The 22,334-nt window shown below is 51.1% G+C and carries 19 protein-coding genes and 1 pseudogene; 9 read left to right on the forward strand and 11 right to left on the reverse strand.

Annotation, left to right across the window (positions count from 1 at the left end; translation table 11 throughout):
• Window positions 1–135: 135 nt before the first annotated feature.
• Window positions 136–1,068 (reverse strand): homocysteine S-methyltransferase, encoded by a 933-nt coding sequence (gene mmuM / locus AC4IBF_RS17100; protein ID WP_288460672.1) that lies wholly within the window; start codon window positions 1,066–1,068, stop codon window positions 136–138.
• Window positions 1,055–2,455, reverse strand: coding sequence for an S-methylmethionine permease (mmuP, locus tag AC4IBF_RS17105; protein ID WP_133293858.1), 1,401 nt, complete (start codon window positions 2,453–2,455; stop codon window positions 1,055–1,057). Before mmuP ends, mmuM begins: the two co-directional genes overlap by 14 nt.
• A gap of 334 nt (window positions 2,456–2,789) precedes the next feature.
• On the opposite strand from mmuP, the gene AC4IBF_RS17110 reads away from it, so the two are divergent.
• Both AC4IBF_RS17110 and AC4IBF_RS17115 read left to right on the forward strand, forming a co-directional pair.
• Window positions 2,790–3,899, forward strand: a complete 1,110-nt coding sequence (locus AC4IBF_RS17110; protein WP_491462977.1) for an AI-2E family transporter — start codon at window positions 2,790–2,792, stop codon at window positions 3,897–3,899.
• Between the two features lie 119 nt (window positions 3,900–4,018).
• Window positions 4,019–5,803: a diguanylate cyclase gene (locus AC4IBF_RS17115; protein WP_111963464.1), complete on the forward strand. Its 1,785-nt coding sequence runs from the start codon at window positions 4,019–4,021 to the stop codon at window positions 5,801–5,803.
• Between the two features lie 31 nt (window positions 5,804–5,834).
• On the opposite strand, the gene AC4IBF_RS17120 is transcribed toward AC4IBF_RS17115, so the two are convergent.
• Both AC4IBF_RS17120 and AC4IBF_RS17125 read right to left on the reverse strand, forming a co-directional pair.
• A complete protein-coding gene (locus tag AC4IBF_RS17120; RefSeq protein ID WP_143344741.1) occupies window positions 5,835–6,344 on the reverse strand; it encodes a hypothetical protein in 510 nt (169 codons plus the stop codon).
• A gap of 16 nt (window positions 6,345–6,360) precedes the next feature.
• A complete protein-coding gene (locus AC4IBF_RS17125; RefSeq protein WP_143344740.1) occupies window positions 6,361–7,260 on the reverse strand; it encodes a LysR family transcriptional regulator in 900 nt (299 codons plus the stop codon).
• 109 nt (window positions 7,261–7,369) lie between these two features.
• Here AC4IBF_RS17125 and AC4IBF_RS17130 point away from each other — a divergent pair, with 109 nt between their 5' ends.
• The 7 genes from AC4IBF_RS17130 to catA all read left to right on the forward strand — a co-directional run bounded on the left by AC4IBF_RS17130 (window position 7,370) and on the right by catA (window position 14,809).
• The gene (locus AC4IBF_RS17130) at window positions 7,370–8,575 is read left to right on the forward strand and encodes an L-dopachrome tautomerase-related protein (protein ID WP_325848720.1); all 1,206 of its coding nucleotides are present in this window, start codon (window positions 7,370–7,372) and stop codon (window positions 8,573–8,575) included.
• A 217-nt stretch (window positions 8,576–8,792) separates the two neighbouring features.
• Window positions 8,793–9,404 (forward strand): flavin reductase family protein, encoded by a 612-nt coding sequence (locus tag AC4IBF_RS17135; RefSeq protein ID WP_133293853.1) that lies wholly within the window; start codon window positions 8,793–8,795, stop codon window positions 9,402–9,404.
• A gap of 162 nt (window positions 9,405–9,566) precedes the next feature.
• Complete coding sequence (locus AC4IBF_RS17140) at window positions 9,567–10,640, forward strand: catalase family peroxidase (protein WP_143344738.1); 1,074 nt, start codon at window positions 9,567–9,569, stop codon at window positions 10,638–10,640.
• Entirely contained in the window at window positions 10,637–11,224 is a 588-nt protein-coding gene (locus AC4IBF_RS17145) for a cytochrome b (protein WP_143344737.1), read from the forward strand. The genes AC4IBF_RS17140 and AC4IBF_RS17145 overlap by 4 nt, the downstream gene beginning before the upstream one ends.
• Before the next feature lie 400 nt (window positions 11,225–11,624).
• Window positions 11,625–12,119 carry a putative pterin-binding protein gene (locus tag AC4IBF_RS17150; protein WP_133293850.1) on the forward strand — a complete coding sequence of 165 codons (495 nt, stop codon included), beginning with the start codon at window positions 11,625–11,627 and terminating at the stop codon, window positions 12,117–12,119.
• A 17-nt stretch (window positions 12,120–12,136) separates the two neighbouring features.
• Window positions 12,137–14,068 (forward strand): putative bifunctional diguanylate cyclase/phosphodiesterase, encoded by a 1,932-nt coding sequence (locus AC4IBF_RS17155; RefSeq protein WP_133293849.1) that lies wholly within the window; start codon window positions 12,137–12,139, stop codon window positions 14,066–14,068.
• 63 nt (window positions 14,069–14,131) lie between these two features.
• A complete protein-coding gene (catA, locus tag AC4IBF_RS17160; RefSeq protein WP_133293848.1) occupies window positions 14,132–14,809 on the forward strand; it encodes a type A chloramphenicol O-acetyltransferase in 678 nt (225 codons plus the stop codon).
• A 32-nt stretch (window positions 14,810–14,841) separates the two neighbouring features.
• On the opposite strand, the pseudogene AC4IBF_RS17165 reads toward catA, so the two are convergent.
• From AC4IBF_RS17165 to AC4IBF_RS17195, 7 genes and pseudogenes are all read right to left on the reverse strand, one after another.
• Window positions 14,842–15,140, reverse strand: a pseudogene (locus tag AC4IBF_RS17165) (IS3 family transposase); the annotation flags it as partial.
• 935 nt (window positions 15,141–16,075) lie between these two features.
• Window positions 16,076–16,975 carry a fimbrial protein gene (locus tag AC4IBF_RS17170; protein ID WP_158285460.1) on the reverse strand — a complete coding sequence of 300 codons (900 nt, stop codon included), beginning with the start codon at window positions 16,973–16,975 and terminating at the stop codon, window positions 16,076–16,078.
• 322 nt (window positions 16,976–17,297) lie between these two features.
• The gene (locus AC4IBF_RS17175; protein ID WP_491462978.1) at window positions 17,298–17,825 is read right to left on the reverse strand and encodes a fimbrial protein; all 528 of its coding nucleotides are present in this window, start codon (window positions 17,823–17,825) and stop codon (window positions 17,298–17,300) included.
• 10 nt (window positions 17,826–17,835) lie between these two features.
• Window positions 17,836–18,375, reverse strand: a complete 540-nt coding sequence (locus AC4IBF_RS17180) for a fimbrial protein (protein ID WP_232057377.1) — start codon at window positions 18,373–18,375, stop codon at window positions 17,836–17,838.
• A gap of 11 nt (window positions 18,376–18,386) precedes the next feature.
• Window positions 18,387–20,987 carry a fimbrial biogenesis usher protein gene (locus AC4IBF_RS17185; protein ID WP_240741446.1) on the reverse strand — a complete coding sequence of 867 codons (2,601 nt, stop codon included), beginning with the start codon at window positions 20,985–20,987 and terminating at the stop codon, window positions 18,387–18,389.
• A gap of 38 nt (window positions 20,988–21,025) precedes the next feature.
• Entirely contained in the window at window positions 21,026–21,733 is a 708-nt protein-coding gene (locus AC4IBF_RS17190; RefSeq protein WP_133293844.1) for a fimbria/pilus periplasmic chaperone, read from the reverse strand.
• A 46-nt stretch (window positions 21,734–21,779) separates the two neighbouring features.
• The gene (locus AC4IBF_RS17195) at window positions 21,780–22,316 is read right to left on the reverse strand and encodes a fimbrial protein (RefSeq protein ID WP_248172600.1); all 537 of its coding nucleotides are present in this window, start codon (window positions 22,314–22,316) and stop codon (window positions 21,780–21,782) included.
• Window positions 22,317–22,334 lie beyond the last annotated feature (18 nt).

A 22,334-nucleotide genomic window follows, 5' to 3' on the forward strand; every position in this document is an offset into this window, starting at 1 on the left:
CGGGAATTTTGATAAAGGAATAAAAATGAATCGCTCATAACGATTCGTTTTTAGATAAAAAGCGGGAAAGGATAGTTGGTTTTGTGCGGTTCGTTTTTTCCCCTCTCCCCGTGGGAGAGGGTCAGGGTGAGAGCATCAGCGCTGCGCGTTCAGCTCAGCAATATCCTTCGGCGTGGTGCGACAGCAGCCACCAATCAGCTTCGCGCCGGCGTCCAGCCACTGCGGCAGATACCCCGCCAGCGTCTCGCACGCTTCGCCGTGGTGGTGCCAGGTTTTGGTCACCGCGTCATAATGCTCGCCCGAGTTCGGGTAGACCACCAGCGGCAGCGGCGTCAGGCTTTGCAGATGCTTCAGCGCGGCCGTGGTGTTTTCCAGGGCGATACAGTTAATGCCCAGTGCCACAATGTGCGGCGAGTTTGCCAGCACGCTGACCACGTCACGCAGCGGCGTACCGTCGCTCAGGTGCTCGCTGTCCCGCAGGGTAAAGGAGAACCACGCCCGGGCGCGGGGATACTCGGCCAGAAGCGCCGCCAGCGCTTTAGTCTCGGCAAACGAGGGCAGCGTTTCGCAGGCCAGCAGGTCAGCGCCCGCGTCCAGCAGCGCTTCCACGCGCGGCCGGTGGAAGTCGGTAAATGCTTCCGCACTGCGCACGTAGTCGCCGCGATACTCTGAGCCATCCGCCAGATACGCGCCATACGGCCCAACGGATCCCGCCACCAGCAGCGTGCCCGCATGCGGATTTTCAGCCAGATACGCTTCACGCGCCTTACGTGCCAGCTCCACGCTTCTGCCAATAAGCGCCCGGGACTGCGCCTCGTCGAGGCCGCGTGCCGCAAAGCCCGCAGGCGTAGCCTGATAGCTGGCGGTGATCGCCACCTGCGCGCCCGCGCGGTAGTAATCCAGATGCACTTCGCGGATAAGCTCCGGGTTTTCCATCAGCACTTTGGCAGACCAGAGGCTGTCTGCCAGGTTACAGCCGCGCGCTTCCAGCTCCGTCGCCATCGCGCCATCCAGCACCACAAACGGCTGTTTTTCAAGGATGGCGGTAAGCGGATTATTCTGCGACATGTTCAGGCTCCTGCGATGTCATATTTCGGGTCAGGTAGTAGGCACCATAACACAGGGCGACGAACGGGATCCCGCAATAAAGGGCAATGCGCTGGCTTGGGTCAAACCACAGGCCGACACAGGCCACTACGCAGAGGATAAACCCGAGCACCGGCACCAGCGGATACCACGGCGCGCGGTACTGCAGCGCAGAGAGCGGCTGCCCGGACTGCAGATGGCGACGACGGAAAACGAAGTGCGACGCGCAGATGCTGATCCACACCGCCACCACCGCAAAGCCCGAAATTGCCGAGAGCGCCACGAACACCGTGTCCGGCGCCACCACGCTTGAGAACAGCGCCAGCACGCCGCCGAGCATAGAAACCGACAGCGCCGTCAGCGGCACGCCGTTTTTATTTACGCGGGCAAAACAGCGCGGCAGCGTTTTCTCATTAGAAAGCGACCAAAGCATGCGCCCGGAGGCATACAGCCCGGAGTTCGCCGCCGAGAGGATCGCCGTCAGGATCACGAAGTTAAAAATATCCGCCGCGTAAGGAATACCGACCTTTTCAAACACCAGCACGAACGGGCTCTTTTCCACACCCGCCTGCTGCATCGGGATCAGCGCCGCCAGCACAAACACGGTACCGATAAAGAAGATAATGAGGCGCGCAATGGTAGTGCGGATCGCGACCGGAATCACCTTGTGCGGATTTTCAGTTTCCCCCGCCGCAATACCGATGAGCTCGGTCCCGGAGAAGGCAAAGTTCACCGCCACCATGGTCATCAGGATCGGCAGGCCGCCGTGCGGGAACCAGCCTTCGGCGGTAATGTTGCTTAAGCCCGGCGCGGGTGAACCATCCTGCATCGGGATAAAGCCAAAGACCGCCGCGCCACCCAGAATAATAAAGGCGATGATGGTGATGACTTTCACCAGCGAGAACCAGAATTCGCCTTCAGCAAAGAAGCGCGTCGAGATGACGTTCAGGCCAAAAATCACCACGCAGAAGACCACGCACCACGCCCAGACGGGCACATGCGGGAACCAGTACTGCATACAGAAACCCGCGGCGGTGAAGCTCGAGCCGAGCGCCACCGTCCAGGTGAGCCAGTAGAGCCATGCCACGGTGTAGCCCGTCGCCGGGCCAAGATAGCGAGCGGCATAGACGTGGAACGCGCCGGTTTCCGGCATCGCTACGGAAAGTTCGCCCAGACACTGCATCACCAGCCAGACCACCAGCGCGCCTATCAGGTACGCCAGCAGCGTGCCCGCAGCCCCGGTCGTGGAAATGATGTAGCCGGTATTGAAGAATAACCCTGTCCCAATCACGCCACCCAGCGAGAGCATAATCAGGTGGCGTGTTTTCATGGTGCGCTTAAGCTGCCCATTTTCTTGTTGTGTTTGCATATTACCTTCTATACGTATGGACATCTAAACATCCAAAGAAGGTGTGTTATACCGCGATTGTTAATAAAAAGCTAGATGACCAGACGCAAACGGGCGCGCCGCGCGCTGAGTCTGGGGTGGGTTGTGAGGATCACATAGAGAATCGGACGCCAGGCCATAAGCACCTCCGCAAGCAGATACTTACAGCATGGTGCGGGAAAAGGCGAACTTCGGTCAGTCGAAAGTGGTATCCGTGAAGAGCGGAGTCATACCGCAACACTGCCCGGCGCAAGGGTTGGTAATTCTCACAATCAGTTCTATAGTCGACACTGCTTATTCGTTACCAGGAATCACTATGCGCTTTAATGGACTGACTAAAGGTTTCTTTATTTTCATTCTCGCCCTCGTCACCTGGGCCTTCTTCGACGTGCTGTCGCCCTACTTCTCCGCCATTCTGTGGGCCGCCATTCTGACCGTTATCTTCAATCCGGTAAAAAACAAGCTGCGCGCCGCGCTGGGGGATCGCAACGGGCTGGCCTCGCTGTTGACCATCGGTATTATCTGCCTGATCGTCTTTATTCCGCTGATGGTGATCCTCTCCTCGCTCGCCATTGAGCTGAACGTGGTTTACACCAAACTGCAGGAGAACAATACCCAGTTCCCGGAAGTGGTGGCGAGCATCTTCAACCACCTGCCTGACTGGGCCAGCGGCTTCCTGGCGGACCACAATCTGACCAACGCGGCGCAGATTCAGAAAAAACTCTCCGATGTCGCCCTACAGGGCGGGCAATATCTCGCCGGCAGCGCGTTCCTGATCGGCAAAGGCACGTTTGGCTTTGCGATTAGCTTCGGCATTATGCTTTATCTGCTGTTCTTCCTGCTGAAAGACGGCCCGTATCTGGTGCGCCAGATCCTCGACTCTCTGCCGCTGTCTGATTTCGCCAAGCAGCAACTGTTCGCCAAATTCGTCGGCGTGTCGCGGGCCACGGTAAAAGGTACGGCGGCGGTGGCGGTTGTTCAGGGCATCCTCGGCGGGATTGCGTTTGCTATTGCCGGTATTGACGGCAGCGTGCTCTGGGGCGCTCTGATGGCCTTCCTTTCCCTGGTGCCCGCCATCGGCTCGGCGATTGTCTGGGTGCCCGCCGCAATCTTCCTGTTCGCCACGCACCAGATCTGGCAGGGGCTGTTTATTGTCGGTTTCTTCGTGATCGTCGTCGGGCTGGTGGACAATATCCTGCGCCCGCTGCTGGTCGGAAAAGACACCAAAATGCCGGACTACCTGATTCTGATCTCCACCCTCGGCGGCATGGAGCTGTACGGCATTAACGGCTTTGTGATTGGGCCGCTCATTGCCGCGCTGTTTATCGCCTGCTGGAACCTCTTCTCAGGGCGCGATCACGAAGGTAACGCCGAAGAGCTGGACCCCGACTTCATCGAAGAAGGAAAAAATCCTCCAGATTTGTAAGGACGTGACGATAAAGACCACACCAGGCGGCACTGAGCCGCCTTTTTTTTCGCCTTAAATCAGACGTTTTCTATAATTTGAAGAACGCCATCCTACTTATGTCGTAAAAGGATCATCTGGTGCGAATCGCGACGATAACAAACTGGGCCTATGGGGCCACGGTCTGCCTGACCATCGCCTCCGGCATCATCATGCTGATGGCGTCCAATGCGGATAACCTCGAGCGCCAGGCCGTTGAACAACGGCAGAAATTTGATCAGCTGACGGAAGATATCGAAACCGATATCTGGGCGCAGTCTGATTTAGCACGGCTGTACGTCATCAAAAAAGATCCTCAGGCTCTCAAGGAATATAACCAGGCAGAAAACAGCCTGAAGCGCATCGAGCTTCGGCTGGAAAAGCTGCAGGATAATGGCGCATCGGATGAAGAACTGGCCCTGCTGCATGAAGGAATAAAGATCGTCGATGAGCTGCAGGACGAACAGCAAACCGCCCTCGCCAGCCTTGAACGCGGAGAAGACGCCCAGGCCGTAGCCTTGCTCTATGGTCAGCCCTATGAGCAGGAGCTTGAGCGCGCGCAGAATCAACTCGATCACTTCCGCCAGATACTCGATAAGCGCGTCATCGCCGCCGTTCAGGAGGCGACAAAAAAATCGAAAGCGCTGCGTACCGCCTCTGAGCTGACGGTCGGCCTGACCGCCCTGCTGTTCCTGTTTGTGCTCGGCTTTATATTAAAACGCCGCGTGCTGCGCCCCGTGGTCCGCCTGAGCGACGTGGTGCACCGTCTGGCATCCCAGGATTACGCGGTTGAAACGCCCAATTTCAACCAGATTGATGAGATAGGCGATATGGCACAGGCCATCAGCATCTTTCGTGAAAACGGCCTGGCGCGGCAGCGTCTGGAAAAAGAGCGCGATGCCGACTGGGCCATCCGCGAGCTGCTGGCGCGCATGACCCAGCGGCTGCAGGGGTGTGAGAACTTTAACGATGTGATTAACGTGGCGGAGCTGTTTGCTCCCAATATCGCGCCGGGGATCGCGGGCCGACTCTACGTCCTTGACCGCGAACCGTGGCAGATGCGCTGCGTAGCGCAATGGCTCTCGCCGGTTGGGGAAGAGACGACGTTCCATCCGGACGAGTGCTGGGCCGTGCGTCGCGGGCAGAGTCACCCGCCGGTGAACGGCGAGCCGGATATCGCCTGCTACCATCTTCCGCCATCCCAGGCGGAAAGCGCCCTTTGCGTGCCGCTTATCGCTCAGGGCGAGGCCATTGGCCTGCTCTCCTTCCAGAATATCACAGCGGACAATGCCCCTTCTCGCGCGTATCTGGAACTGATGGCCGAGGCGCTCGGCCTGGCGCTGGCCAACCAGCGTCTGCGCGACGCGTTGCTGGAAAAAGCGTTGTTTGACCCGCTCACCGGCCTGCGTAACCGTCATCATCTGGAAGATACCCTGCAAACCCAAACGGCGCAGGCGATACGCACTGGCGTACCGTTAAGCTGCATGATGATTGATATTGACCACTTCAAGAGCATCAACGACCGTTTCGGCCATGAAGCGGGCGACCTGGTGATCAAAAGCGTGGCGTCAATTGTTCAGCGGGCCGCACATGACAACGGACTGGCATTCCGCTACGGGGGCGAGGAGTTTCTGGTGCTGCTTTCCGGTGCCGATGAAGCAGAAGCGTACGCCTGCGCGCAGAAGATTTACACCGGCGTGCATGAGCTGTCGATTCGCTACGGGCTGACCGAGATTGGGCCGGTGGACGTGTCGATTGGCATTGCCAGCTACCCACAACATGCCCAGACCGACAACCTGCTGCGCGCTGCGGATGTGGCGCTATACCGGGCAAAAGAGCTGGGACGCGCACGGATTGTGAGTTTTGGGATGCTGGAGGCGGGCTGACGCTGATTCTCGCGCCCTGACTTTCCCCGGTTCAGGCGCGCGTGATAGCCCAAAGCACCACAATCCCCAGGGCATTGCTCCGCTTTTCCACATACAGGATGGTATCGGAATAAACGTGACCCTGCGGGTTACAGATGCGGATCTCTTTTTTTAATTCCGGCTCGTAGACTTCCGCACCCGAGCAGCTGTGGCGGGTACTGGACTCATACCGGTAAGGTTTGCTCCAGGCCGAATAGTCCCCCTCCAGCAGCCAGGCCGTTGTAAAGACCACGAACATGGCAACCGGCAGGCTGCAAATAAAGAAGCCGAGGTAGATTTTTACCGCGTCAGCAAGTCGCTTACCTTTCAGTCTCCCCTTTCTGATGAAATAGACCATCGGCACCAGCGCCAGCAGCAACGTCCCACAGGCAAGGTACTGCTCCCCGCGGATCGAAAGGTATGTCACGCGGTAAATGTTGACTGACCAGACCACAAAACCCGATATCAGTGCTATCCCGCCCGCGATGAGAGGGATCCACAAGGAAAAACGCGCTTTTTTCATGGTGGACTCGTCCTTGTCATTCTTGTCGGGTCAGATGGTCAATCATTGCCCGGGTCGCTGCCGACTGACGTCGGTGCGGGGCAAACAGCACGGAGAAAGGTCGCGATCGTCCCTGAAGGTGCGGCAGCACCTCAACTAATTGGCCGCCCTGTATTCTGTCGCGAACGATAAATTCATAGCTCTGGCAGATCCCCATCCCCTGCTCCGCCAGCGAAACCACGCCGAGTACATCGTCTGATATTTCGATAGTTGAACCCGGCATCCAGTCAATATCGCGCCCTTCGTCATGAAATACCCAGGGGGCGATACGCCCGGTGCGCGGCATGATAAACGGCAGGCACTGATGGCGCTGCAGCTCTTCCAGCGTCCGAGGCTTTCCTCTCCGATGCAGGTAGTCCGGAGAGGCGACCAGAAGCAATGCCGCGTCTTCCAGCTTACGCGCCACCAGCCCGCTGTCAGGCAACTGCCCCAGACGGATCGCCAGATCGAACCCCTCTGCGATCAGGTCAACGTTGCGATTAGTAATGTTCAGCTCCACCTGTACGCGCGGGTAACGTTGATTATAGTGCGCCAGCAGCGGCGGCAGGCGGTAATGGGCATAGGTGGTCGGGACACTCATTCTCACGCGACCGGTCAGCTCCCCCTCCTGACCCCGGCCAACGCGTTCGGCGTCATCGAGAAGAGAAAACGCTGAGCGAGCCTGCTCAAGATAGACGCGTCCGGCTTCGGTCAGCCCCACCCGGCGGGTCGTGCGCTGTAACATCTGTCGTCCAAGACGCGCCTCCAGGCGAGTAACCGCGCGGCTCAGTACCGAAGGGGTGGTTGAAAGGGCAACCGCTGCGCCCGTAAATGAGCCGTGTTCAACCACAGCAATGAACACTTCAACGTCGCCTAGGTAATCGAATTTCCGGCTCATTTTGCTCTCTCAGGAACAAATGTTTTTCAATTTGGCTAATTTATCTCCCGTTGGGCGATGAGTAAAGTGGCCAGCATTCATCACCTGAACGTTCCACTGGAGCCTGTCAATGTTCAACCGCCCCCTTATTCTGCCCGCCATCGCAATGGCGGCGCTGTTCTCTTTCCCGAGTGTTGTCAACGCGGCGAACCACGCGCCTCTGGATCGCTGGCGAAGCTATGCCGGTGTGAGCTGGGATACCGCTCAAGACGGAAAGATACCGGCGGCGTTCTCCGGTTCGGTCAATGCTCCTATTGCGGGTATCCACTTTGATGCAAAGGACCGGGCCTTTGTCAGCACGCCCCGGCTGGTTTCCGCCGCAGCACCCGCCACGTTAAGCATTCTGGATACAACGGTACAGTCCGGCCCTGCCCGCCTGACGGCGTTTCCCTCCCGCGAGGGGAATGCGGTGAACACCGATCCCGCTCAGAGCCTGCGTAACGTGCTCGGTTTTTATATTGACCGTAAAAACGGCTGGCTATGGGCGCTGGACATGGGGTTTGTTGCAGGCGAAACAGAGTCCCCCGCGGGGTCGCAAAAACTGGTCGTGCTGGATCTCAGTTCAGGCCGAACCATTAAACGTATCGCCCTGGACGGCGTAGCGGACCGCAAGGCAAGTTTCCTTAATGATGTGGTTGTCGATGAGAACCGCCGTGTCGCCTATATCTCCGACAGCGGCTCGCGGAGTGCTCCTGAAAACCAGGTAGGACTAATTATCGTTGATTTCGCCGCCGGTATGGCTCGACGCGTGCTCGATCGTCATCCTGCGCTGCAGATTGAGCCTGGCGTTAACGTCGTCTCGCACGGGACTGAAGTCTGGCCTGGTAAACCATTACTGATAGGTATCAATGGCATTGCGCTTTCACCCGATGCGGGCACGCTGTACTGGACGGTGACAACCGGCACGCACGCCTATGCGGTACCGACTGCGATACTGAGGCAGCCCGCGTCAACCGATGCGCAAATTGCCGGGCAGATCCGCAATCTGGGGAGCGTGGGGGGCAACACCGACGGAATGGTGACAGATGTAAAAGGTAACCTCTACATTACCGATGTCACACGCAATGGCATCGTCAGATACGATCCTGAGAGCCTTTCCATGTCGCTGATTGCGGCAAGCGAAGAGGTGCGCTGGCCAGACACGCCGGCAATCCGTCCGAACGGAGACCTGGTATTTACCTCGAGTCGCCTCAATGACCACTTCGCAGGAGCCGTTAAACCGGGAGAAGAACGCTATGATTTGTGGCGCTTGCCTCTCAGTGCTTTACAAAAATAAGAGCAGGTAAACCAGTAGCCCAGCATAAATGGGCTCATAATTTCAGATGATTTTATTTCCTTAAAAGCTGCACGTGATGTCTTTCTCCCGCTCAGAAGGAAGTGGTTAAGATTACGTTCCAGGGAATTGTAGTGAGGCGCGTTTTACTTCGCGCTTCACCGAAGTAACGCACGTTTGCAGAAAGTAGGCTGGGCCTCCGCTACTCAGAGGATAAAAAATGAAAACCCAGCAGGTCGATTTTGCTTCTTTATATTTTGGTACACCGGTCGCCATTATCTCCAGCCAAAATCCTGACGGTTCAACAAACCTGAGCCCGATCTCGTCGTGGTGGATCCTTGACCGGAATATCGTGTTCGGGCTTGGCACCTCAGGAAAGTGTTATGAAAATATCACGAGTAACCAAGATATTGTTCTGAACATTCCGGACAGCAGGCTCTGGCCGAATATTGAAGCTATCGCAGATAAAACGGGGAAAGCATCACCACCGGAATGGAAGAAAAAGATGGGATATGTTTTTGAACAGGACAAGTTTAGCTGCGGAAATTTCCACAAAGAAAAGGCGGTAACGATTAACTCGTTGAGAATTAAGGAGTGTCCTGTACAAATAGAGGCTAAAGTTTGTGGAAGATCGCCGTTGACCGGTTCGCAAGAGAACCTGGTGTCCGTTGATGCCATGATAACCTGCGTCCACATATCTGAAGCATTATTAATTCGTACTCAGAGAGGTGTAAAATTTAATGTGGAGAAATGGAACCCCCTCTATTACATATTTCGCCACTATTTCACGCTGGGTAACCGACTCGGTCAAAATTTCCGACACGATGAGTAATCCGGTCTTTGTGACAGCGGAAAGATTTAAACTTTTCGTGATATTCTTTCTTTACGCCCCTTAGTTCCTATACTCGAGCCATATTCGCCACTGTATTACCACATGTCATGCACGATACGTTGCGCATGACACGTGATGGTATTTTGTTCTGGAAAAACGTCTATGTCGAAACTGGTTTTGAGGTCCAAAAAAACCTGGGGCGCGCTGGCAGCTATCGCCATTGTCGCCGGTACGCTGGCTTCTGCTTTTGCATGGACGGCGGGCTGGCTTGGGTCACGCACGGTCAGCCAGGCACTGGTGGGTGAAACACCGAAACCCTTCCCGCCGGGTTTTCGTCGCGCGCATGGAAAAGGCATCTGCTTTGCCGGAACCTTTACGCCAAACGGCTCGGCGGATTCCCTTTCAACCTCCCGCCTCTTCTCGCAGCAGGAAGTGCCCGTGGTGGGCCGATTCTCTATTGGTACCGGCGATCCGCATGCCCCGGATAGTACGACCAAAACCCTGAGCATGGCGCTGCTGCTGAAGACAGATGACAAGCAACAATGGCGAATGGCGATGAACAACGAGCCTTTCTTCGCCACGCACAGCCCTGAGGGTTTTCTGGCGTTGCGAAAAGCCACTGCTGTTGATGCAGCCACCGGAAAACCGGACCCGCAGCGTCTCAAAGACTTTTTAAAAGCGTACCCGGAGGCGGAGAAATATCTTAAATGGGCGGCACAAAAACCCGCGCCCGGCAGCTTCGCGGGCGCGACGTTTTACAGCATTAACGCCTTTTACCTTGTGAACGCGCAGGGGGATCGCCAGGCCGTTCGCTGGATGATGCGTCCGCACGAGCCTTTCCTGTCGATAAGCGATGAGCAACGACAGAAAGCCGATGACAACTTCCTGTTTGAAAACCTGCGTCAGCGCCTGGCGCAGAAGCCGCTCTACTGGGATTACGTTTTGCAGCTCGCACAGCCGGGCGATCCGGTAGATGATCCTTCCCAGCCATGGCCGGACGATCGCAAAAAGATGGTGGCCGGCACGCTGGAAGTGACGCGCGTCGAAGCACAATCCACAGGCGCGTGCCGCGACGTTAACTTTGATCCTTCTGTCGTTCCAGCAGGCGTTGCGGTGTCTGATGATCCCATCTTAAACGCCCGCTCCGCTGCCTACTCCCACTCTTTCAGCCGCCGCGAGCGGGAAATCGGCTACGGCAAGGCCACCGAAGCCGTGCAAAAGCAGGAGGTAAAATGAGTTCGAATAAAGATATGCGAGAGCACGCGCCTCAGCATTTCAATATCCTGGCGCGAAGCCTGCACTGGCTGATGGCTGTGATGATCCTGGCGATGCTGTTCATCGGTGTCGCGATGATGACGTCGTTACATCACCGGATTTGGTTAATCGACCTGCACCGGCCGCTGGGTGTCGCCATTTTACTGCTGGCACTGGTGCGTCTGGTCAACCGGCTTCTTAGCCGGACGCCGCCACTTCCTGCCGATTTGCCCGTCTGGCAGGTGCTTGCAGCAAAGGCATCACACTGGATGCTGTATGCGCTAATGCTGGCAATGCCGCTGCTGGGCTGGGCGCAACTGTCGGCAGCAGGCCTGCCGATTGTGATGTTTGATGGCGTCAACCTGCCGGCGATTGTCACGGCCAGTCCAACACTGTATGCCTGGTGTCACGACGCCCATAGCCTTCTGGCAAAGCTGCTTTTTGCTGTGGTGCTGGTCCATCTCTCTGCGGCACTCGTTCATGCATGGATCTACCGGGACGCAGTGTTTTCCAGCATGGCGAAAGGGGGTAAGTCGGCGGCGGCCACCCAGGATGGCCTCAAGTAAGCAAAGCGGTATGGGATACGCACAATCTGAATGTTCGTGTCCTCGCTTATCAACGTCATCCTGAAACTACGGACACAACCGGGGCGCGTATTTAGTCTCCAGATTCGCGTCCCAAAAAGCCACGGACATCCAAAAATTGTCGTGGAAGTTAATATCAATCAATTAAAGCGATTATTTTTTAAACAGAAGAGCATTTATGCCCGCAATTTTAGCTTTTATCAAAAAGTTAAGCGTCGCTTGAGTATCAAACACCCTGCCACCTGCAACACCTAACTCATTGATTAAAATAAGTTTATATCAATAAAAGCGATAAAACCCCTTACTTCCCAACAAAATATATCAACTCGTGTGATATCTAAATTATAATTCTTATACTTACGTTAAAAAGGTGGAGGTCAAAATGCGATTAACCCTACTGCTGTTATGCTGTCTTGTACAAAGTGTAACCTGGGCTGGCGACCTGCCAAAACCAGTTGGTAAACCCATTTTAACGATTTACGGTAATATAGAAAATACCAACGAAAATGGAAAAGCAGTGTTTGATCTCGCCAGCCTTGAAAAACTCGGAGTAGTGAGTTTCGAGACGACCTCCCCCTGGTATAACGGTCGTACGAAGTTTGAGGGTGTTCCAATGAGCAAGCTCATGGATTATGTGGGTGCAAAAGGTACAAACGTTAATGTTATTGCGCTCAATGATTACTCAACCGTCATCCCTCTCAACGACTTTAAAAAATACAACGCCATACTTGCCTTAAAGGTCAATGGCGAATATATGCGCATCCGCGATAAAGGCCCATCGTTCATTGTATACCCCTATGACAGTCTTCCTGAGTTGAATAATCAGATTTATTACTCACGATCAGCATGGCAGGTTAGCAAAATGAAGATTGAGTAGTCGTTCAGGAGAACATAATGAACAGGATACTGGTTGGTATCATTTTTTCTCTTTTTATCACGACAGGATATATTGCATTCCTTGTTTACGATCGACAGCAGGAATTGCAAAAACTGACTCAATACACTGAGTCCTGGTCCGTGGCACAACTGGTATCAGAGTATTACCGTTTTGAATCATGGCTTGGTCTATACGCAACCGATACCGATGACGTTACGATAGACCAGGTCCGCATGCGCCTCGAAATTATGCTTAGCCAGGCCGATTTAATGAAGGGGGGAGATTTAGGTCGCTACATTGACAGCGATAAAACGCATCAGGAGCTGGCTTTACGCTTAGAAAAAATACTGACCTATCTCGATAGTCATCTTGAAAAAATGGGCCATCCGGAGTTAAAGGCATACCTGACAAATATGCATGAGCTCGATGCACCGCTCAGCCAGTTATCTGCAACGGCATTAACAAAAGATATTAACACTGTTAATGAATCCAACAACAAAATACAAATACTGTATTATATTTATTCCGCACTTTCTTTGCTCCTGGTGATTTTAAGCTTTATTCTTGGCTTCCTAATGATCTACCAGAATAAAAACATTCTGAAAGCACACATGCAGGTCAAAAGCCTGGCTGATGAACTTCAAATATCAAAAGAAAAACTGCAAATTCAGAACTCGAAGCTGGAATACGATGTTTATCATGACTCCCTCACCGGCATGAAAAACCGCCTTTTCTTCTGGGACGATCTCAACAAAATTAATATTCAGGCAGATAAAAATCACGTCCCCGTCACGGTGATGTTATTTGATTTAGACCGGTTCAAAGAGGTCAACGATACCTATGGCCACGATACGGGAGATTTGCTGTTGAATCAGGTATCCAGACGGCTGACCTCGATGAGCAGCGCAACGGATACGTTTTACCGTTTAGGCGGAGACGAGTTCGCCCTTCTGTCGAGTGGACTCACCGAAACTGCTGCCGTTTCACGCGCCAAAGAAATCAGCGAGCATATTAGCCAGCCCTACACGATAAATAACCAGCTGATAAAAATCGCCACCTGCGTGGGTATCGTTTTATCTGATAATGAACGACGCTCTGATTATCTTTATAAATTTGCCGATCTGGCGCTCTACGAAGCCAAAAAAGAGGGTTCACAGCAGATAAAAGTTTTCCGTCAATGGATGCTGCAAAAGTTGCAGGAAAGCAGAACTCTTGAACATGATATGGCACTGGCGATCGATAACCGTGAATTCGTTGTTTATTACCAGCCTATTGTCGATTCATTCAGCAATGACATTTACGGCTATGAAGCGCTTATTCGTTGGATACACCCGGTGAGGGGGATACTTGCCCCTGATTATTTTATTTCCGTCGCTGAAAAAACGGGGATGATCAATCAGATCGGCAAAACCGTGCTTGAGCTTGCCTGCCGGGAAGCAGTTTCCTGGGCCGTTCCGGCAAGGATCTCTGTAAATGTTTCGCCTATTCAGTTAGGTAATAAATCTTTTACAACGATGGTGCAGTCCATCCTGAAAGAGACTGGGTTACCGGCTAGCCGACTTGAGTTAGAGGTAACGGAGTCGTCACTCTTCAGTGACAGCAACATGCCGATCACTATTCTCAAAAAGCTCAGAGCGCTGGGTGTAAAAATTTCTATCGATGATTTCGGAACGGGTTATTCGTCACTCTCACGACTGAGCGAACTCAATTTCGATAAAATAAAAATCGACAAATCCTTTGTGAATCCGATATCCACGCAGGATGATGCCCTTAATATCGTTAAGTTAATTACCGGCATGGCGAAAAGCCTCAACATGCGGGTCATTGCAGAAGGTGTTGAAACCGAAGCGCAGCTTGAACGTCTTCAGGCGCTTGGCTGCGATCTCGTGCAGGGATACCTGTTCGGAAAACCCCAGGCTGAGATTGACAGGAAGATTAGATACGGTTGAAATGGTTGTCCGGTCGTTTATGGCCCAAAATCATTTAGACGATTGATAATCAAAGGTTAAGCAATGAAAAAAACAGCCCCTGAGTATACGCCTGTTGATTTATCTCGTTGGCCAAGGAAGGAGCATTTTGAAGTCTTCCAGTCATTTGCTGAATGCACAATTAACCAAACCGTTCTGGTCGACATTACCGCGCTGAGGAAACACATCAAAGAGGTTGGCTGGAAGTTTTACCCGACGATCATTTTTCTCCTGTCTAACATCATGAACCGGCATCCTGAGTTCCGCATGGCTATGAAGGACAATGAGCTTGTCATATGGAATGAAGTTCATCCCAGCTACACCATTTTCCACCCAGAAACGGAGACGTTTTCGTCATTGTGGAGCCACTATGACGGCAATATTCATCACTTCCAGAACACGTATGCAGAAGATACGGCCCGCTATGGCAATAACCTTTCCTACTGGCCTAAGAAAGAGTCCCGGGAAAATATCTTTTTCGTGTCGTCTATTCCGTGGGTAACCTTTACCAACTTTACGATGAACATTGCGCATATGAAGAACTTCTTTTCGCCTATGTTCACGTTTGGGAAATACTACGAGCAGGATGGAAAAGTGCTGTTGCCGCTGGCGGTGCAGGTCCATCATTCGGTGTGCGATGGCTTTCATGTGGCAAGGATGTTTAATGAGTTACAAGAGATGTGTGAATCTCCACGAATAATCCAGACAATATCAGTCCGTTGATCATATTGATTTTAATATTCTTGCGATGACATCTAATCGCTCGAATCATGACGACCCTTACTGTTGTAGACATTCTATATAATCAAAAATATCGCTATGGCTTCTTCCTGCTTTCCATAGAATTTTTTGTTTTTCCGCTCGCGTTTCAACATCTGGAAAAAGCTTTCTGCAACTGCGTTATCGAGACAGTTACCGCGACGGCTCATGATGCCCTCCTGGCCGTATGATTTCAGTAACGACTGCCAATCTTAGCTTGGTACTGAATGCCCTGGATCGAGTGAACCAGTACCTGTTTTTGCGGATTACACCGCCAAACCGTCAGTATCCAGGCAAAAAAAATACACTTTTAGAGATCTTCCGAGATACTGATTATGTTCCTGCGGAGATCGCAATGTGTAGGATTCGATTCGTTTAAAATCAGCTCATCACCGTCCTAGAATAGTCATGAATAAAAATAAAACATTCCGGGACGGAAGCGGCAAATGTAAAAAAACAAAAACCTTGAGTATATCACCGTCATCTTAATCAGATGTTTGTCGAACTGTTCAAAATTGTTCGTTATAAAATATTATCGAAAAAGATTTAAAGCCAGCGATAAAGCATTAACGCGTCCACTATGTGCTCGAGATATTGTTGATGTGGGTGTGCTAAGCATGCAAGACGTTATCGTTGAGCGAGGTGGTGTATTTTTTAACAAGGATAGTGGCAAATCGCGGATATCTGCTAAATATGTCAATGGTAAATAGACTAGAATTATAGTTTTCTTTATCTGGTGCAATGGACTGAAGAACATGGCACGATGCTGGGTTTTATAAAACTGAGTAAACTAATACAAAATATATTTATCGAGCGTATTACTTGAATCTACCATGAAATAATGCATTTCTATATATTTAAAAAATTTAATTAAGCACGCGGCATTACAGAAGGCTGATTGACGAAATATAAATGAAAGTTGCCTTATGAATCCTTAAATAAACTGATACAAGAAACACACCGTTTATAGGAAAATACTCACAAAGATCAAAGTATACGAGAAACTAAAGCGGGAGTACTTACAGCGGCCAAACTATGAACAGTGTTCATCTCTTCTTTTGGAGAGTCGGTTTTTCATCTGGATGCACTCACCTTGCACATAAAGATACTCTTAACATTAGGATATTATTCATATGGGAGCTTGCAAGCTCCCAACACCTATTCGATATCAGATCAATGTTCAAAATTATTCACTAAGATTGGTTCTAATTTAGCACCCACTAGCCAATATTACTGATAAGTTACATTGAGTTGTGCCACTGAATCGAATTTTCCAGCTGTAGGCAGCTTCCCTGTAGTTGATGTAGGCCAAGCCATTAATGAAAGTTCAGTAGTAAAGTCTGAGTCCAAATGGAACGAAAGACCATTGTCACTGTTAATTTTTAACGGTGTTCCCTGCTCGTCTGCAATCACAATCCCAACATCGCTATTTGAAGAAGCGATAGCAGTGCTCAATGCAGTTGCGGGTGTCGCAGTTATACTAAGTGAAAGAGATGCCTGAGCATCTAAATTATTACATTTTATTCCAAAATTGAATTTTTTTGGGGTATATCCATCCGGAAGTTGACCTTTAGCCTTGAAATTTTTATCTATAATACTACCAAGGTCCACAACTAGTGCGGTGCCACTATTGATTACGCAGTTTTGAGGGACAGTAATCACGCCGGACATATTTATATCTGCAGAAGCTTGTTGACTACTATACGTAGAGTCTGCAGAAATATAGAAAGATGCAATCTTTATATTATTGAATGTACTTTGACCAACAAAGGGCTTTGTTATATATAATGAAATATTCCCATCACCTCCTGACATGTAAGTATGACCGCTACATGCTATCAAAGCTGTACTTACCATTTCAAAAGGTACTGGTTTATAAACAGTTCCTTCAGTTGTTGTATTCATTAAATATATTTTCGTCATAACCTCTAAATTATCATTCACTTTATAGTACTGATTACCATCATTGTGTCCTGGTGGGAGTGACGATGTTGCCTTGTAATGTGGTGTATAACTACCCGGACAGCTACATGTTACTGTAAAACTTCCAGCATTCGCCCACGAATAAACGTTCGCAAAAGAAGTCCCAGCCTTATTTTGAAGTGGGTCTGTGATTACTTTGTTACCCATGTTAAATGTATACTGTTTGGTGCCTCCGGTAGGCGTGCACATATTAGTATAAGCAGTGGAAGCAAAACAATTCATTGACAACATACTTTGAATCAAAAAAAAAAGCAATATCTAATAAACATAAAACCTCGCGAAACAGTTAAGTCAAAACAATACAAAACACTTTTCACATCATATTAAGTTTAAAATGCATACTGATAAAATAAAAAACAATCCCATTTAGGAAAGTAAATATCTTGACATCGCCATTACGACATGAGTGGGGCACTAACTAGTGCGAATAGCTTTAGATCAGACGTTAAAGAAAATGAGAAGCTCAATATCATAAATAGTTTACTATAAAAGTTACAACAGCGTTTGCACTCCCCACTGTAACACTATTCTGAACAGACACATATCGTGCTGAAAACTCCATCACCACTGAAGCCTGCCCAGCTTTTAATATTACTTCCGTGCTGGTTTTTCCGGGCGCGATAAGCTTACCGTTTCTGTCAAAAATCCCCAGAGCCAGCCCATTGGCAGAATCAGCCTCTGCTGCGATAGCAAATAGTTCCGGATCCTGCCCATCGGCAGAACCCGAAAAGGTCACCGTCGCCCCACTAGCCGCCGGGCCACAGTTTTGTAAATTAAGGGTAAAATGTGTAGCCGGTGAAAAATCCCCTGCCCTCCTAAATTGTGAAGCCGCCACGACTCCCATATCAACCGTTTTATTTTGCGAATCCGGTGCCAGCTCGCAGGTGTTATCCTGAATCGTCCCGGAAATATTGACGGTGCCATCATGACCATGTGCTACTGTAATAAATAAAACCAACAGTAGAATCATCACACCTTTCCATTGTCCTGAAGTCATTCAATGGTACTCACTGATAGGTTAAATCGAAATACATTACCGCCGAGGCCTCGCCAGCGGTCACTGGATAGCGGGTAGACTTGTAGCGCAGCAGGAACGAAAGCGTGTTATCCCCTGCATCGAGGTCAAATGTCTGCGGAGAGACTTTGTCAAAGGGAATGGTTTTACCGCTACTATCCAGCAGCTCGACACCAACCCCCGTTGCCAGCGTGTTGCCACTTCCACTACTGGTTAATGCTAACAGCGCGGGGTTATCCGCATCGGAAGTACCGGAAAATGTCACCTGTATTGTCTTCAGCTTTTCGTAGCAATTCGACAGATTTATATTCATCGCCTTAAATGCAGAGGTGCTTCCCACTGATGGGAAATCTTTGCCGGAAAAGGTGCCGATTTTTATCTTCTGATTTACGCTTCCTATGTCTACGTCACAGCTGCTGGCTATGACGTTCCCCGTCACTGCCAGCGTCGAGTCAGCAGCCAACGCAAAGGATGACAGTAAAATGTACATCAAGGCGGCTGTGCCTGACGTTAAAATTATTGGCTTCTTCATGTTCATCCTTGTTATCGGCAGATAATTTTCATCTGGGTGATGGCAGCAGTTTCTGAATCAACTGGTAGTTGATAGTCTGCGCTACAGGCCTGATTGTCGCCCTCTCCCCACTGCACCTTCAGCTTGCCCTTTGGCGCGAGTCCGGAGAGATATACCTGACCACCTTCCCCGACAATGCTACCAGCCCCCTCATCGTCACGCGTGACGGTGGCCCCAAATGGTATCGGTTCATTGTTATGCAGCATCGTCAGCAGCGCACGAATACCCACATGCGCTTTAAAAGAAGCGCGAACTAGTGCCCCTTTGGTCGGTACCACGTCGACCACGGCATCATCAATGTCTACTTTGTCACCCAGCGTGGTGGTATCAAGGGCAATGCGGTTTTTGCGATAAGTATTGGCGTACGGCACCACGGCATAGCCACGCCAGTCGGTCTTCACGCCTGTGGCATTTTCAACGCGCACCCGGTTCGCGCCTGGGGCCTCAATCAGTACGTTGGTTTCCCCCAGCGGCTGGCTGAATGTTACACCGTGACGATGGGCGACTACGCCGCCAGAGATACCGTAGTTAACCTGTTGGGAATCACCGTTATCGCTGTAGTTGTAACTGATGTTCGAGTTTCCGTAGCTGCCCTGATACGCCAGACTGGCACTACCGCTGTTACCCGCACCATTGTTGGCAAAACCTTCCTGCACGCTGTAGTTCAGGTTATTACCCTCCAGCAAAGTTCCGCTGATCCCGGCGTTACGCGTGACGCTGCCATGGTTGTCATGGTTGGCGTTGTAGGTCGCAAAAGCATTGTTAGGCGTAGTGGAATCTTTTGGCGACAGCCATTTGCCGATGGGCAAAGAGACGTTGAAAGCGATCATTTTATCCGCTTCCGGCTGGCCGTAAGATTTACTGTAGTTATAGCTCAGGCCCATGTTGATATCGTGCCATGTCGTGTTGTACCCCACCTGCAACAGGGTATCTTTCCCCTCGGTGTGCCAGTAGGTCTGCTGACTACCACTCACGTACACTGAACCCAGCCTCCCCAGCTGCTGGGAAATGTCTACCTGCACCTTGCCACGTTTGGTGTAGTAAAGGTTGTAGTAGTCATACCAATGAGGATGGTCATTTCTCGGATCGTTATCTTCGTTTTCCGGATCGCTGTTATAACCATCCATATGCTTGTAAGTAGTGTCAGCAAAGGTGTAGTACCCGGAAGTCGAGTAGCGGTACCCCAGCAACTGGAAATTGGTACCAAACTCGTTAAGGGATTTAGCGTAAAGCAGGCGCAACGACTGTCCGCTGTGCTGAGTATCATCAATCAACGTGCTTTTCGCGCCGGTAATATCCGCTGACAGAGCCCCCCAGTCTCCCATATTGAACCCCGCCCCGAACGCAACGGCTTTGTAGTTGGTGGATAACTGCGTGCCGCCATAAAGGGTAATACCGTGTGCCAGCCCCCAAATCAGGGTACCCTGCCCAAAGGACATCTGCTCCTGCTGATCGTTGCTGGTGCGATACTTCGCGGCGGTCAGAGAATACTTAATGCGCCCTTCGCGCTGCAGCAACGGCACGGCCGAGTACGGCACGCTGTAGGTGCGAATATTTCCGTCCTGCTCTTTCACTTCCACCATTAGATCGCCGCTCGAGGAGGTTGGGAACAGATCGTTAATGGCAAAGGCACCCGGCGCGACGTAGGTCTGGTATACGATATACCCGTTCTGCTTGATGGTGACCTGCGCGTTACTTTTGGCAATGCCGCGCACCGTTGGCGCAAAGCCTTTCAGGCTGTCCGGCAGCATGTTGTCATCTGATGCCAACTGCACGCCACGAAAGCTGATGCTGTCGAACACGTCGCCCGACGTGTAGTTATCACCCACCGTGAGCTCACTTTTCATTGCGATAATCGTGCGCTCAATAAAGCCGCTGACGTGCTCCCATTCGGTAGAGGTCTGTCCGTTACTGCTGGTGTTGCGGTTAAAGGTGGAGTAGTCGCGATAGCGCCACGGGCCAACGTTAATCCCGCCGTTCAGGCCGAGAAAATTACTGCTGCTTTTACCACTCTGATCTTTGCTGTTCGATCCGCTGAAGCTGTAGTTCATTAGCAGGGCATTAATGCCCTGATCCCATTTTTCGGGCGCGATGTAGCCACGTGCGGTGTTCTTCAGCGCTACCTGGGGCACGCTGAGATCCAGACGCTGATGGCCAAAGTCAAAGCTGGCCGTTGCACCATCAATCAGTGAAGCGATGTTGACACACTGTCCGTCAATGGCCTGCGCTTTGCCTTCAGGAATATTTAGATCGATGCCCATATCTGACAGCGTTTTTGCCGACAGGCAGGCCACCAGCCCCGTATCATCAGCGGCAGGATTCGCCGCTTTCTGTTCCTTAAATTCGACGTCACGGCTGACCACGAAATCATTATTCAGATAAACATCAACGCGATAGACGCCTGGTGCCTGGCCGCCGCCCCGCTCAAAGCTTGACAGATCGGCCACCTGCCCTTTGCCGTCGGTCAAAAAAGCCGGGTTAAAATACTCGTCCGCTAGCACACAGCCTGAAAACAGGTTGGTACCAATCATCAGCGCCAGCGGCGAAATGCGCCAGCGCACAACTGACAGCATGCGTCTTTCTTTTCGGATAGCCATCACGTTTACCATTGTTAAGCTTTGCAGGTCAGCGCGGGAGTCACCGCGCCGAAGTCATTCAGCGTCTGGTAAGTGACAGCACCAGCTGCCTTGATGGTCTCGCTGCCTTTTGGCGGAACCATCATGTTCGGCTGTTTTTTACCGCCTACGGTAACGTTGACCAGGGTGACAAAATAGGGTGATGGATTAGAAACAGTTAGGTTTGGTCCTTCGCCCCGACAACGCAGCATGGCGGCGGCATCAGCGGGCTTAACGGTCAGATGCGCCGGGCGAACAAAAAGTTTGATCACCGACTGGGTGGCAATTTGCAGGGAATTTCCCGCCGGAGCCGACTTGCCCAGCGAAGGAATGGCTTTATTATTGAGATAGAAAACGGACTCTCTATCGTCAGGCAGCGCCGGGCCGCTATAGATCATACGCAGAATATTGACTTTACCCGGTTTCAACACAAACAGCGGTGGAGTGACGAAAAACGTAGGGACTTTATTGCCCTTGTCGTCAGATATCCAAGACTGAACTAAGAAAGAATCATGCAGATCGCTATTAATTACATTAATGCTGGTCTGTTTAGCGTCCTGAGGGTAAATCACGCGGGTAGAGCCCAACGCAACGCCCGCTGCAGCGGCACTGTTTGACAGCACGAGAGAAATAACTGAAGCCAATATACCTATAACTGTTAACGAAACACGTATAGCGTGTAGTAATGTCAAAGTGGATTTCATTGCACATTCCGAAATAAAAATTAAACAATTCTTTTCCCTATACTGCTTACTGATAAATCACTGAAAAGTTCACTGCCGCGCTAGCATCGCCTGCAACGACTTTTTCAGAGACCGATCGGTATTTGGCGGTAAAATACAAAACGGACTTTCCATTAAGAAGCGGATATAGTGAAAGGGGGGCTGAGTCAGGAATAATTAACTCTCCCTTACTGTCGAAAATACCGATCCCCATGCCTTTAGCTGAATCAGCCCCAAAACCGGCTTTAAAAACCTGCGGGTCATTCGTATCGACTGAGCCCGTAAAAGCGACTGAGGCAAGATGAAAAAGCTCGTTATTGCAGTTATCAAGCTTAATCCAAAAGGTTTTCGGTTCTGACCAGCTGCCGCGAGACGGGAAATCAGCTGCCCGAACCTGATCCATCATCACGCTTTGGTGAAGGCTTTGTGCTTCTATGGAGCAAGGGGCGTTTACCACAGAACCATAAAAACGCATGTCGCCACCGCTAAAATTTACTGAACTTTTAGCATTGGCAAAATAACTGAATAAAAACGTGATAATTATCATTAAAAAAAGACGAAACATTTTCTCTTGCTCTTTAAA

It is taken from the genome of Enterobacter sp. Taxon_8, assembly GCF_058354585.1.

Bases quoted from the DNA above. Each gene is read 5' to 3' on its own strand.
- mmuM (WP_288460672.1), bottom strand. From the start codon at position 1,068: ATGTCGCAGAATAATCCGCTTACCGCCATCCTTGAAAAACAGCCGTTT.
- mmuP (WP_133293858.1), bottom strand. From the start codon at position 2,455: ATGCAAACACAACAAGAAAATGGGCAGCTTAAGCGCACCATGAAAACA.
- AC4IBF_RS17110 (WP_491462977.1), top strand. From the start codon at position 2,790: ATGCGCTTTAATGGACTGACTAAAGGTTTCTTTATTTTCATTCTCGCC.
- AC4IBF_RS17120 (WP_143344741.1), bottom strand. From the start codon at position 6,344: ATGAAAAAAGCGCGTTTTTCCTTGTGGATCCCTCTCATCGCGGGCGGG.
- AC4IBF_RS17125 (WP_143344740.1), bottom strand. From the start codon at position 7,260: ATGAGCCGGAAATTCGATTACCTAGGCGACGTTGAAGTGTTCATTGCT.
- AC4IBF_RS17130 (WP_325848720.1), top strand. From the start codon at position 7,370: ATGTTCAACCGCCCCCTTATTCTGCCCGCCATCGCAATGGCGGCGCTG.
- AC4IBF_RS17135 (WP_133293853.1), top strand. From the start codon at position 8,793: ATGAAAACCCAGCAGGTCGATTTTGCTTCTTTATATTTTGGTACACCG.
- AC4IBF_RS17140 (WP_143344738.1), top strand. From the start codon at position 9,567: ATGTCGAAACTGGTTTTGAGGTCCAAAAAAACCTGGGGCGCGCTGGCA.
- AC4IBF_RS17145 (WP_143344737.1), top strand. From the start codon at position 10,637: ATGAGTTCGAATAAAGATATGCGAGAGCACGCGCCTCAGCATTTCAAT.
- AC4IBF_RS17150 (WP_133293850.1), top strand. From the start codon at position 11,625: ATGCGATTAACCCTACTGCTGTTATGCTGTCTTGTACAAAGTGTAACC.
- AC4IBF_RS17155 (WP_133293849.1), top strand. From the start codon at position 12,137: ATGAACAGGATACTGGTTGGTATCATTTTTTCTCTTTTTATCACGACA.
- catA (WP_133293848.1), top strand. From the start codon at position 14,132: ATGAAAAAAACAGCCCCTGAGTATACGCCTGTTGATTTATCTCGTTGG.
- AC4IBF_RS17170 (WP_158285460.1), bottom strand. From the start codon at position 16,975: ATGGGTAACAAAGTAATCACAGACCCACTTCAAAATAAGGCTGGGACT.
- AC4IBF_RS17175 (WP_491462978.1), bottom strand. From the start codon at position 17,825: ATGACTTCAGGACAATGGAAAGGTGTGATGATTCTACTGTTGGTTTTA.
- AC4IBF_RS17180 (WP_232057377.1), bottom strand. From the start codon at position 18,375: ATGAAGAAGCCAATAATTTTAACGTCAGGCACAGCCGCCTTGATGTAC.
- AC4IBF_RS17185 (WP_240741446.1), bottom strand. From the start codon at position 20,987: ATGCTGTCAGTTGTGCGCTGGCGCATTTCGCCGCTGGCGCTGATGATT.
- AC4IBF_RS17190 (WP_133293844.1), bottom strand. From the start codon at position 21,733: ATGAAATCCACTTTGACATTACTACACGCTATACGTGTTTCGTTAACA.
- AC4IBF_RS17195 (WP_248172600.1), bottom strand. From the start codon at position 22,316: ATGTTTCGTCTTTTTTTAATGATAATTATCACGTTTTTATTCAGTTAT.